Annotated in this window: 11 protein-coding genes and 1 tRNA gene; 3 read left to right on the forward strand and 9 right to left on the reverse strand. The window is 33.3% G+C overall.

What is annotated here, in order from left to right; translation table 11 throughout:
* The first annotated feature begins 2 nt into the window (after positions 1-2).
* From AC6CHK_RS10405 to AC6CHK_RS10415, 3 genes are all read left to right on the forward strand, one after another.
* Positions 3-76: transfer RNA gene (locus AC6CHK_RS10405), tRNA-Arg, on the forward strand.
* A 185-nt stretch (positions 77-261) separates the two neighbouring features.
* Complete coding sequence (locus AC6CHK_RS10410) at positions 262-828, forward strand: hypothetical protein (protein ID WP_498095818.1); 567 nt, start codon at positions 262-264, stop codon at positions 826-828.
* A 79-nt stretch (positions 829-907) separates the two neighbouring features.
* Positions 908-1,618, forward strand: a complete 711-nt coding sequence (locus AC6CHK_RS10415) for an ABC transporter ATP-binding protein (RefSeq protein ID WP_498095820.1) — start codon at positions 908-910, stop codon at positions 1,616-1,618.
* Positions 1,619-1,620: 2 nt separating this feature from the next.
* Here the strand turns inward: AC6CHK_RS10415 and AC6CHK_RS10420 are convergent, their stop codons facing one another.
* From AC6CHK_RS10420 to AC6CHK_RS10460, 9 genes are all read right to left on the reverse strand, one after another.
* Positions 1,621-2,421, reverse strand: coding sequence for a patatin-like phospholipase family protein (locus AC6CHK_RS10420; RefSeq protein WP_498095822.1), 801 nt, complete (start codon positions 2,419-2,421; stop codon positions 1,621-1,623).
* 114 nt (positions 2,422-2,535) lie between these two features.
* A complete protein-coding gene (gene lpdA, locus AC6CHK_RS10425) occupies positions 2,536-3,924 on the reverse strand; it encodes a dihydrolipoyl dehydrogenase (RefSeq protein WP_498095824.1) in 1,389 nt (462 codons plus the stop codon).
* A gap of 167 nt (positions 3,925-4,091) precedes the next feature.
* Positions 4,092-4,364 (reverse strand): hypothetical protein, encoded by a 273-nt coding sequence (locus tag AC6CHK_RS10430; RefSeq protein ID WP_498095826.1) that lies wholly within the window; start codon positions 4,362-4,364, stop codon positions 4,092-4,094.
* 141 nt (positions 4,365-4,505) lie between these two features.
* The gene (locus AC6CHK_RS10435) at positions 4,506-7,244 is read right to left on the reverse strand and encodes a zinc-dependent metalloprotease (protein WP_498095828.1); all 2,739 of its coding nucleotides are present in this window, start codon (positions 7,242-7,244) and stop codon (positions 4,506-4,508) included.
* Positions 7,245-7,412: 168 nt separating this feature from the next.
* The gene (locus AC6CHK_RS10440; RefSeq protein ID WP_498095830.1) at positions 7,413-7,865 is read right to left on the reverse strand and encodes an SRPBCC family protein; all 453 of its coding nucleotides are present in this window, start codon (positions 7,863-7,865) and stop codon (positions 7,413-7,415) included.
* Positions 7,866-7,980: 115 nt separating this feature from the next.
* Entirely contained in the window at positions 7,981-8,688 is a 708-nt protein-coding gene (locus AC6CHK_RS10445; RefSeq protein WP_498095832.1) for a DUF2071 domain-containing protein, read from the reverse strand.
* Between the two features lie 52 nt (positions 8,689-8,740).
* Positions 8,741-9,118 (reverse strand): hypothetical protein, encoded by a 378-nt coding sequence (locus tag AC6CHK_RS10450; RefSeq protein ID WP_498095834.1) that lies wholly within the window; start codon positions 9,116-9,118, stop codon positions 8,741-8,743.
* Positions 9,119-9,215: 97 nt separating this feature from the next.
* Positions 9,216-9,719 (reverse strand): GbsR/MarR family transcriptional regulator, encoded by a 504-nt coding sequence (locus tag AC6CHK_RS10455; protein WP_498095836.1) that lies wholly within the window; start codon positions 9,717-9,719, stop codon positions 9,216-9,218.
* Between the two features lie 121 nt (positions 9,720-9,840).
* Positions 9,841-12,147, reverse strand: a complete 2,307-nt coding sequence (locus tag AC6CHK_RS10460; RefSeq protein ID WP_498095838.1) for a T9SS type A sorting domain-containing protein — start codon at positions 12,145-12,147, stop codon at positions 9,841-9,843.
* Positions 12,148-12,159 lie beyond the last annotated feature (12 nt).

Raw genomic sequence — 12,159 nt, forward strand, 5'->3', positions numbered from 1 at the left:
AAGGCCTCGTGGCGCAACTGAATAGCGCATCTGATTACGGCTCAGAAGGTTACAGGTTTGAATCCTGTCGAGGTCACAATACAAACCGCTTTTAAGCGGTTTTTTTATTAACTATATATTAATAAACAATTATTGTTGTTAATAACATAATTTTAGCTTTAAAAAAGAAATATTATTTTTGTCATCTAAAATATTATGGTTTTTCACTTAATCTTATTAACTTAGCTAAGCCATAATCATAAATAATAAGAAAAATCACACATGAAAAGAGTAATTCTACTATTTGCCTGCATCTTTAGCATATCCGTTTTTTCGCAGATCAAAGTGTTAAAAAATGAAACTTTGGTGGAAATTGGCAAAGACAATTCTGTAGGTTTATACAAAAAAGAAAACAAGTTTACCTTTAATTATCAAGACATTAACACAAGTAATCTGAATACTTTCAGATCATTTTCCTTCTTGGATGTGAATGGAGATGTAGTGGGTCTTTACAAGTTGATTACCGACGGTTTTATTGATGAGCCTATCGGTAATGTGACTTTAGAGCTTCCCAATGATATTATTGAACTTCATTATGAAAGAAATTATGGGCAACCAACCGTACAATTTATCCAATTCATCAATAAGAACAGAAAATACGTCGGCAAATCGCAGTTTCTAAATAAAAAACAAGTTGATAAAATCTTCGGAATTGGTACAGCAAGAGCTGCACTTTATAAGCATCAAACGAAAGTAAATCCTGCTGCAAATATGGTCAATCATCAGAATAAAGAAAATCCGGCACCTGCAAAACCTTCTCCTACAAAAGGAAAGAAATCAAAAAAATAATATTTCTTTTAAATATTACTCAACTCATCTCTACGGATGAGTTTTTTATTTTTATTTTTGTAAAAAGATAATCATCAATATGCCTCTTCAAGTAATCAATCTCACTAAGAAATTCAACGATCAAATTGCACTCAACAACATCAATATTTCAATTGATAAAAATGAGATCATCGGTCTTTTGGGTCCCAACGGAGCCGGAAAATCTACGCTGATGAAATCTATTGTCGGTGCCCTGAAAATTGATGAAGGAGAAATAATATTTAATGGTAAAAATATTTCCGAAAACGAAATTGAATGCAAAAAAACCATCGGCTTCCTTCCTGAAAACAATCCTTTATACCTTGAAATGTATGTGAAAGAATACCTTCAGTTTGTAGCGAATATTCACAAAATTTCTGAAGCAAGAGTTGATGAAGTTATCGAATTGGTAGGAATTACTCCTGAAAAATCTAAAAAAATCGGCCAGCTTTCTAAAGGTTACAAACAAAGAGTGGGATTGGCTCAGGCGATTATTCATCAGCCGGATTTACTGATTTTGGATGAACCTACAAACGGTCTTGATCCTAATCAAATTATTGAAATTAGAAATGTGGTAAAAGAGATAGGTAAAGAAAAGACGGTTTTGCTTTCGACGCACATCATGCAGGAAGTGGAAGCGCTGTGTTCCCGCGTGATTCTTATTCATAAAGGAAATATCTTACAAGATTGTCCGATTGAAGAGTTTAAAGGGAAATTTGACAGTTTAGAAGATGCCTTTGCAAGCTACACGCAATCTGAAACGGCAGTTTAGCCTTAAGTTCCGGCTTGTTTTAATTCAGTGAAAAAGATGCTTTCATCAAAGCTTTCTTTTGCTGCATTATAGCCGATATTAAAAATCTGTTCCAAACGGTCTTTTCGTCGTTCAAAAGTTCCGTAGCTTGAAAGATCCTGAGACGAAATAAACCAGTCACAATAATCAAATTTTATTTTTTCGATACGATATGAAAGCAAATCGTAAGATCGAGAAACAATTGCTTTTATGGTTTTTAAATCATTAATATCAATATTATGCGGCGGAGAAACGAAAACCCCAATCAGCTTATCACAATCTTCACGAATAATATCTGCCGGAAAATTATTGAGAACACCGCCATCGCAAAACATTTCTTCACCTAAAATATAAGGAGTTGTGATTCCGGGGATTGAACATGAAGCGATGATCGCATCAATAACTTTAAACTCATTATCAAAAATTTTCTCTGTTCCGGAAACCAATTCTGTAGCAACAATCCGTACTTCTTTATCCAAATCCCCGATTTTCATATCCTTAAAAACAGGCTTGAGATAATTGGCAAAAATAACGGAAGAAACCAAACCCGGCTGATTAAAAGCAAAATGTTTCCAGTTGAAAAAATAAACAGACTGGAAAAAATCTAAAATTTCTTGCGGCTTTTTTCCGACAGCATACAAGCAGCCAACAATAGAGCCAGCACTACAACACGACAAAATATCAACATCGATATTCTTTTCGTTCAAAAACTTTAAAACTCCTGCATGAGCAATCCCTTTTGTTCCGCCTCCTGATAAAACGAGTCCTGTTTTTTCAAAATTCATTGAATAAATTTAAGAAAAAGATCATTAAATACATAAAAAAACCACAGATTTCTCTGTGGTTTCCATATCATTAAACTTGTCAAGGATTAAAGCTTGACAAATTAGTATCTTAAATTAAATATGAATCACTTCACCATAAGCAGCAGCAGCAGCTTCCATAATTGCTTCAGAAACCGTTGGATGCGGATGGATTGATTTGATAATTTCGTGACCTGTAGTTTCCAATTTTCTTGCAACAACAGCTTCAGCAACCATATCTGTAACTCCTTCACCAATCATGTGGCAACCTAGCCATTCGCCATATTTAGCATCAAAAATCACTTTGATGAAACCATCTGTATTTCCGTTTGCAGTTGCTTTTCCACTCGCAGAAAGAGGGAATTTACCAACTTTGATTTCGTATCCTTTTTCTTTTGCCTGCTTTTCTGTAAGACCGACAGACGCAACTTCAGGATGACAATATGTACAACCCGGAATATTGCCGTAATCGATTTTCTCAACATGCATTCCTTTGATTTTTTCCACACAAGTGATTCCTTCAGCAGAAGCAACGTGCGCCAAAGCCTGAGTCGGAATGATGTCTCCAATTGCATAATATCCAGGAACTGAAGTTTCGTACCATTCGTTTACCAAAACTCTTCCTTTATCTGTCTGGATTCCAACTTCTTCTAAACCGATATTTTCGATGTTTGCAGCAATACCAACAGCAGATAATAAAATATCAGCCTCAAGAGTAATGTTTCCTTTAGCCGTTTTTACAGTAGCTTTCACCCCTTGTCCGCTTGTGTCAACACTCTCTACAGAAGCGTTTGTCATGATTTCGATTCCTGTTTTTTTCAGAGATTTTTCCAGATGTTTAGAAATTTCTTCATCTTCTACAGGAACGATGTTTGGCATAAACTCAACAACTGTTACTTTTGTCCCCATTGTGTTATAAAAATCGGCAAACTCAACTCCAATCGCTCCGGAACCTACAACAATCATAGATTTTGGCTGCTCGGGAAGTGACAATGCCTGTCTGTATCCAATCACTTTTTTACCGTCTTGAGGTAAGTTTGGCAATTCTCTTGAGCGTGCTCCTGTTGCGATGACAATGTGGTTTGCAGAATATTCCGTTGCTTTACCTTCTTTATCTGTAACAGAAACTTTTTTACCTTTCTGAACTTTAGCTGTACCAAGAATTACGTCAATTTTATTCTTTTTCATTAAGAATTCAATTCCTTTGCTCATTTTACCGGCAACACCACGGCTTCTCTGGATTACATTCGGAAATTCAAAACTTGCTTCAACCTTATTTAAACCATAATCTTCTGCATGATTGATGTAATGAAAAACCTGAGCAGACTTTAATAAAGCTTTGGTTGGAATACATCCCCAATTAAGGCAAATTCCTCCTAAGTTTTCTTTTTCTATAATTGCAGTTTTGAAACCCAACTGTGCCGCTCTGATTGCTGTAACATATCCACCGGGACCACTTCCGATGACAATAATATCGTAATTCATTAGCTTAAAATTTTTATGCGAATTTAAGGAAAAATATTGGATGTTTTACTTTTCTCAATATACATTCTATCAGCAGAATTACTATGTTTATATTCTTAAAAAAATATAGAGAATACAAAAGCATTCTCTATTTATTTAAAATTTCAAAACCTATTTCTATAATGGTTTTATCTTGTGCTTCTCAGCATTCTTTTTTCGTTTTGATATCTTGCATTTAAAGCTTTTAACTGATCGCTTTTCATTTTCTTAGTTGCAAGCGGATGATTCAGAATCATTTTCTTTTCTGTTCTGTATCTTTTGTCCAGTTCGCGTGATTTGCTGTTTACCAGTTCGCTTTTTGATGGAAGAGGTGGAGCTGGTGGACGTGGCGGATGCTTTTGTCCATAAGCATTCATTGATAAACCTAACAAAAATACTGTTGATATAAAAAACTTTTTCATGACATTTACTTTGTGAATAAAATTTATTCAGGTTTAAAGTAATATTACATATATCATACCAACATCAAAGTATTTAACTTTTATAAAATGAGCGGCCATATATAAAGCCGCTCAATTAAAAAGAAATATAAGTTTAAAAAGTTATTTAATAATGATTTTCTTAGTAACTTTTTGAGAACCTCTTTCCATTACTACTAAATAATTTCCTCTGGCAAAGCTTGCAAGATCAATTTTAGTATCATTTTTCACATCATTTTGAGTATGAACCAATCTTCCAGATATATCAAAAACCTGAATTGTTACTGGAGTATTATTTGTCATTAAGATATTAAACCTTCCATTGGATGGATTCGGATAAATCTGGAAATCATCTTTATCCAGTTTCGTGTCATTTACTGATAAGTTAGTTGCAGTAGCTACTCTTGTACAAAGCTCAATTGCTGCTGCATTCACGGTACCTGAACCCGTAGAGTTTGTCACAATATCAACTGCTCTAATTTTCCAATTACCATTTGGGTTTTGCCCATAATATCTGCTAAAATCCAATCTTATAGGCTCTACTCTAGCATTCGGAGTTGCATTCAGATTGTTACAATTCATTGATAAAGACTGACCTTCCTGATCAAAAGTTGCTTTAAGGACACTTATCCCCGGGCAGTTTTTATACCAGAAAAAATGATTTTGCTGATCGGTTGGTGCTCTTAGTGTAAATACTAGATTCTGCATGTCTGTGTAGGAAACATCCATTAAAATATTGACATCTTCAATTGCATTGGTTACCGGAACATTAATATCAAAATTTGCCTCAGCTGCTGGCGTAATAGCAAATGTTCCATCAGCAGGATATTGCGTACAGTTCAAAGAAACCGTATGGTCTATTGCAAAAGCAGGACTTGCTGCATAATATATATTCCCTATAGATTCCACCAAGATATATGCTTTTGGTGAAGGAGTTGTTGGAAGTGTAATAGATTCCTGTCCATCGTTTGCAGTATTCGAAACAAGCGTAGTAAATGTATTTCCACCATCTGTTGAGATCAAAATATTAACAGACTGCGTGTTTATAGGAGCGGCATTTGTTCCGTTCACATCCCATTGAAGAAGATGAGAAGATCCTGAAGTATAATTTTGGTTCAATGATATTGAATTAATCTTGAAAGGCCCTGCTACTGCATCAACATCCACTGTCACTTCATCTGTTGCTGTCTGTCCTCCTCCTGTAGCATTATCTCTTACCAAACTTATGAATTTCATACTACGAGTTGTGTCCGAAACCATATTCCATGTATTGTAAAGGCTTCCGTTGAGAACCTCTTCGAATGGTGGTAAATATCTTGTAGGACTGGAAGCTGGTGGATACACTCTGAAATTGGGGGTAACAGCAGACATTCGATCAGGAAATGTATAATAGTCCATTGACTCGGGTATAATATCAGCTTCCTCCCATGAATAAGTAAGGTTATTATTATCAGGATCACTTGCCATAGCGGTCAACTTAAATGCAGTTCCTTTAGGAATTGTAAAATCATCCCCTGCGTTCACTACAGGTGGATTATTTTGCATATTTGTAGTTGCAGCACACGTTGTTGTCTTGATATAATTATTAATCTGGCTAATACTGTAATGAAGAAACTGGTCACTATGTTTGTCTAATACATCATAAGTACCTGTTACTCCGGGGTATCCCATAATTGTTGTTCCGCTTCCCGGTTCTCTGCTTGCTCCTGTATTTGACTCTTCAGATCTTGAAAAAGTATGATTTGCACCATATTGGTGGCCCATTTCATGGGCGATTACCATACTATAAATATAACCTTGTGGGCCAGTACCATTAACGGGTCCTGCGTAAGCCGCTCCTTTTCCAATCACTATTTTATAACCAAGGATAGGTGGTGGTGTAATAGTTGCCCCACCATCAACACAAACTATACCTATTTTTCCGGCATTGCCACCTCCGGTCTGATCGGTAAATAAAATCCCTATATCATAATTTGCTTCTCCAATCTCTTGAGTAAGTGTTGTCTGTGTCTGAGAATTGAGTGAATTCCCTAAAAGGGATCCGAATGGACCTGTATGAGTGTAAGGATCTGTAGCTGCATCTAAGTAAATAACCGCATCCGTATTGGCGATCAGATTCATATGAATGGCAAGATCTCTTTCATATACAGGATTTATATAGCTCATCAAATCATTAATCGCTGCCAGAGAACCGGCAACGGTTCCCCCATGAAAAGTACTGAATTCCCCGTCTGTTGATACCGCTAAACGAAATACCCTGAATTTTCTGTCATCGGTATTATCATCAACAAAAGTGGGATTTTTTTGCATAGAAGAATTGTTATCTTCCAAATAACAGTTGAGCTTATCACTTTCAGGAAGCAATTCCGGAACCGCCGGACTTACCAGATAAATGCTCCCTTCTTTTGTTGCGGGCTCAATGACTACAGGCTTTTCATCCTGAGAAAAAAGAATCATTTTTATCCCGTTTGGCGATAATCCAAAACTTAATGTTTTATTAGCATTATTCAAAGATATTCCCCTGTAGGACTTAATATCGGGATATTTTGCTGCCAATTCAGGAGACATATTTGAAGTTTCGTAAATGGAATACTTTTCAAAACCACCGTTTAATGTAGGAATATCAATAGTCACATTAGATGAAACCACCATTCCTGTTTCCGATTTTGGAACTGTTTTCAAGTGTGCTTTTAACTGATTGAAATCTAAGGTATAAGCCTTAGAATAATCTAATCCTATATTTTTTTTAGATTCAATAACCGTTCTTTCGTTTATTTTTGTTTTTTTCCAAAAGTTTTGGGCATATAGCGTTTGCACTCCCATCGCTATTAATGCCCAACATACGTAAATTTTTTTTGTCATAATATTATTTTTGGGGATTTTACTGTTAGTAGGAATATTATAAAAATGTTACATATTTTAACATTAATTTTAGTTTTTTTTACTATAAAAATCAAAATATAAAATAAAAACCAAAATTTTATTCTTTAAATATATTAAAGTTTTGTTCCGATTTTTCAAACTTTTCAGCTACATTGATTCTGCCATTTTTGTAATCATAGAATTTCTTTCCAATAAAAAATTTTTCAGATAATTTTTAAGATAGAATTTGTTGAAAAGCTTTCCAAAAATTCCAAAAGGAGATTCAAATTCAAAAATATCAATCATTAAAGTTCCGCCATGTTTTTCTCTGAAAATATGCTGATGCTTTAAGGATTTAAAAGTTCCTTTCAGCATGATATCTGTGAATTGATAAGGCTTTTCCATATTGGTGATTTTTGAAGTATGGGTTTGATAAACTCCCAAATGTTTTGCTCGCCACGTGACTGTTTCATTTTCTTCGATCAACCCGCTTATTCTTCCTGCAATTGCTTTTTCGTTGGTTTTTGCAGTTGATTTTTGATGTAAATCTATGTCTCTAGCCAAATCAAAAACTTTCTGAATATCGGCTTTGATGAATGTTTCAATATAAATTCTAGCCATTTTGATTATGATTTAGTTATCCTTTTGTTTTTCCTCCAAAATAGAAGATTAAAAATAAATGCACAATTAAATTTTTCATAATTATAATATTTTCAGTAATTTTTGAAACATAAACTCAAATAAAAAAGTTTTTAAAAACTTCTACTTTTGAACCATTTGTCATAAAAACGCTTTCCGGTTTTTTATAAAGTAAGATATTTTGAATTGCGTCATTAAGATGCTTAATTTTATTAACACCAAATTCTAGATTTTTACATTCCAATAAATTCCATTTTTGATGTTCAATCCCGTAAATTTTTACCTTTTGATCAGCTTTTCCACAAAATGCTAAACTCCTTTCAATTACAAATTTCTGTTCTTCTGTCTGTATCTGGTTTTCTAAAATATCTCCTTTTTCTATTTGTATATTCATTTTGCAGACAGAATCATCAATTGTATAATTCAAGTTTGTTTTGCTTTTTGCAATTCTTAAATTTCTCATTGAAAAAGGTTCTCCAAAAATGAATTTTCCTGTGAAATATGTCATGAATTTTGGAACCATTTCAGATAAAAAATAAATTCCTTTTACAGTTTCATCATCTTTTCTTTTTACATAAGTTCTTACATTAATTTCAGGAAAATATTGATGAAAAGGAATCTTAAGTCCAAATAATTTGGCATTTGAAAATTCAAAACAAACAATACTTAGTACTGCTTTTCCACTAAATAAATCTAGCTCAACATCTTTTGGCAGAAGATCAGCAAGTAAGTCGGGCGCAATATGAAAGTTCAGATAAATCAGGTTCTCCCAATTACAGGTCATAAATTTGTATTGCTTTCTCATGATTAATTGTTTTTGTGGTTTCAGTAATTTTTGAAAGTTTATTAGGAAAAAATTAATTCTTAATCTCTATTTCGTCTGATAATTTTCTAATTGTAAAAAATCCGTAGATTAAATAATATATATTAAAAAGTACACCACCAATTCCCATAAAATATAACGTCAAAAACATTTCAGATTCAAATTTAACTAAAGCATACAATAATAGAAAAAATGCAACTACTCCAAAAAAATAGTATCTATGGAAATGGCTCGCTACAATCAATATCCTGATAACAAACCCTAATAAATTTGCAGTTCCAACAAAAAACAATGCTATGAAAAATTCATTAATTTGGTCTTTTTGAATGTATTCGTAAATCATATACAAAATACATCCGACACTTAATAAGGTTTGAAAAGCAAGTTCTGTAATCAAAATTTTCAGTTTCATGATTGAAGTTTTATTAATTAGTTATACTTTTGTTACTATAGTTTCAGTAATTTTTGAAAGATAATTCTAAATAAAAAAAGGATTCTAAAGTCCTTCCTTATTTCAACAAATTGGTTATTTTCCCCACCAGCCAATGATCGTCACTTTTAATAGCCAAATCCATAATATTATTTATTTTTCCTGTTACAGAACTGAAATCATCCATCAACTTTATAAATTCTTTAGCTTCTTCAGAATCATTATCTTCAATATTTTTCAGCTCTTCCAAAAAAGAAATTACAGGCTCAATCTCTCTTTTTCGGCGTTCTTTTGTAATTTGTTTGAACAAATACCAAACATCTTTTTCAGCAACAAAATATTCTTTTCTTTCACCTTTTACAAACTCTTTTTTCACGATTCCCCAATCCATCAAAGCGCGCAGATTCATGTTGGCATTTCCTCTTGAGATCTCAAGCATTTCCATTACTTCGTCTGTAGAAAGTGGTTTTCCGGTCGCCAAAAGTAAAGCGTGAACTTGCGCCATTGTGCGGTTGATGCCCCAATTGGTCGCAAAAGTTCCCCAAGTCTGAATGTATTTTTCTTTAGCTTCCGAAAGTTTCATTTATAAAATTTTTATCGATTTCTTTTACAAATATAATCATTTTATTAAACTTTCAATAATATTTGAAAATTAAATTTAAAATAAAACAGACACTTTTGAATGTCTGCTTTACTTTATTTCATTAATTTTTAATCACCTTAAAAGTTTCCCATTTATCCTGCGATCTGGTGCGCACAAGATAAATACTTTGCGGGTAAGATGTAATGTCGATGCTGTTTTTTCCGGCAGGTAAATTCTCTTTTCTCATGATAATTTTACCCGCCAAATCGTAAATGAATAGTTCATCAATTTTATTTTTCGACTTAATATTTATCATTCCTTTTGTAGGATTCGGAAATAAAATAGTTTTAGAATCTTCCTGATTTTCAATTTCTGTTTCAAGCTTTTTATTCAGATAATCATTGGAAATGCTGTTTTTGCATTTCGGAAGTGTTGCTCTCTGAAGAATCAATCTCAATAATAAATCATTTAGCTTTTCCACTTCATAAGAATCTATTGTTGGTTTGATGTGATCGTTCCCGATTCCGCTGTCATTGGTAAGAAAACTGTAAGTTCCGTTCGTCAGCAAAGCAAAAGTTCTCATCAGATATTCCGTTTGCTTGTCGATTCCACTTGCTGCCAAAGGAATAATTGTAATGCCTTTTTTCGCAGCTTCTTTTATTTTATCATACAATTTATTGATATTTTGGTCAGAATGATGTGGCGGAGCATCCAAAATAAGGAATAAAATTTTTGTCGAATTTTCGTTGCTCCATTTCAATTCATCGATTGAAACCTGCATTGCTTCAACTACCGCTTCAGGATAATCGCCGCCGCCGCCGGCATTTTGGTTTTTAATAAAACTAATTAAATCTTCCGCTTTATTTGAAAAATCAAACTTTCTTGTCACATATTCATCACCTTGATCGCGATAAAAAACAGAGCCGTATCTTACATTTGTATCCTTTAAATTTGCTTCAACTTTTTTCAGAACATCTAAAAGTTCGGATTGCAGATAAGAAATTTCATCACTCATCGAACCTGTTGCATCCACCACAAAAGCCAAGTCTAATGTACGTTTTTCAACACAATCTTTGTCTAAAACAATTAAATTTTGTCCATTTTTAAACTCTTTTATATTGCTTCCGATAATTTGACCGGATTGATCTGCTAAATAAAATTTTTCCAAAACAGAATTCTCATCAGTCATTGGGTTTATCCATAATTCAGCATTTCCTAAATTATCCGAAACCGCTTCCCAAACAACTTGTTTTTTATCATTCAGTAATTTTACTTTTTCGCCAACGACAGGTTTTTTGTTTCTATTCACCAATTGAACTGAAACTCTTTTATCCGGAAAGAATTTCCATTCGTTTTTATATTTTTCCAAGATTGGAACAGCGATGTCTTTCCAATAATTCCATTTTGAAAAATCGTTGACTTCTCCCGCCGTTAAAAGGCCTGCTTTGGGGATTTCTTTTTCAGGTTCAATTGTTTTCGGTTCAATTGCTTTTTTTATTATTTTTTCAGAAGAAATTCTTTTCAGTTTTCTTTTCTCTGATCTTGACAAACCCTTTGTTGTAACCAAAATAACTCCTTCACTTGCTCTGCTTCCGTACAATGCAGTTGCTTCAGCTCCTTTAATTACTTTTAATTCTTTGATCTTTTTTGGGTCTAAAACCTTCAGCAATTCAGAATTATTTCCGGCTACAATTCCGTCAACAATATATAAAGGAGCGTTATAACTTATACTTCTTGCACCTCTTATCATTATTGTTCCATCTTTTTTACGATCAGAAGAAATTCTTACACCGGCAACTTTACCACTCAAAGATTTGGCAGCATACGACGTTTTGGAAGCTTTTTCTGTTGAAGCTAAAAGTCTCGAAGTTGATGATGAAGTTAAGGCTTCCTTTCTTTTAATTCCATAACCCATTACCACAACTTCCTCAATATTTTTCTCCTTAAGCGTATCTTTCCATTGCTCTTTTTGTGGAGAAACTTCAGATTTTAAATTATCATATTCAATGTTTACATCTTTTATTTTTTCGGATTCAGAAATTTTTGAATTTTCATAGGCTAAAATCTGTTCACTTTTTTTATTTTTAGGAATAGCAGTTTCCTTTTCAATATTAGATTTTATCGTGCTGTCAATTATTTGAAAATTTGAATTTATTTTTGGTGAAACCGTATGATGAGCAATAACTTTTTTGGAAACATCAATTATTTCTTTTTTATTCATAAAATAAAATGCGCCAAAACCAATCATCAAACTCGCAGCGATTCCGTACGGAATCCAAATCGGAACAATTCTTTTTTTATCTTTTTTCTTATCTAATTTCTCTTCAACTTTTGCCCAAACTTTGTCAAACCCCGGAAAAGTTGCAGGCTCTTCCAAAGATTGAGAAGCATCGTTGAATTTTTTATCTATATCGTGATTATTTTCCATTGTTGTAAAAGT

Source organism: Chryseobacterium sp. GQ58 (assembly GCF_059758895.1).

What these genes read in the sequence shown, in the direction of transcription:
- AC6CHK_RS10460 (WP_498095838.1), bottom strand. Translation starts at nt 12,147, where the DNA reads ATGGAAAATAATCACGATATAGATAAAAAATTCAACGATGCTTCTCAA.
- AC6CHK_RS10430 (WP_498095826.1), bottom strand. Translation starts at nt 4,364, where the DNA reads ATGAAAAAGTTTTTTATATCAACAGTATTTTTGTTAGGTTTATCAATG.
- AC6CHK_RS10450 (WP_498095834.1), bottom strand. Translation starts at nt 9,118, where the DNA reads ATGAAACTGAAAATTTTGATTACAGAACTTGCTTTTCAAACCTTATTA.
- AC6CHK_RS10410 (WP_498095818.1), top strand. Translation starts at nt 262, where the DNA reads ATGAAAAGAGTAATTCTACTATTTGCCTGCATCTTTAGCATATCCGTT.
- AC6CHK_RS10420 (WP_498095822.1), bottom strand. Translation starts at nt 2,421, where the DNA reads ATGAATTTTGAAAAAACAGGACTCGTTTTATCAGGAGGCGGAACAAAA.
- lpdA (WP_498095824.1), bottom strand. Translation starts at nt 3,924, where the DNA reads ATGAATTACGATATTATTGTCATCGGAAGTGGTCCCGGTGGATATGTT.
- AC6CHK_RS10445 (WP_498095832.1), bottom strand. Translation starts at nt 8,688, where the DNA reads ATGAGAAAGCAATACAAATTTATGACCTGTAATTGGGAGAACCTGATT.
- AC6CHK_RS10455 (WP_498095836.1), bottom strand. Translation starts at nt 9,719, where the DNA reads ATGAAACTTTCGGAAGCTAAAGAAAAATACATTCAGACTTGGGGAACT.
- AC6CHK_RS10435 (WP_498095828.1), bottom strand. Translation starts at nt 7,244, where the DNA reads ATGACAAAAAAAATTTACGTATGTTGGGCATTAATAGCGATGGGAGTG.
- AC6CHK_RS10440 (WP_498095830.1), bottom strand. Translation starts at nt 7,865, where the DNA reads ATGGCTAGAATTTATATTGAAACATTCATCAAAGCCGATATTCAGAAA.
- AC6CHK_RS10415 (WP_498095820.1), top strand. Translation starts at nt 908, where the DNA reads ATGCCTCTTCAAGTAATCAATCTCACTAAGAAATTCAACGATCAAATT.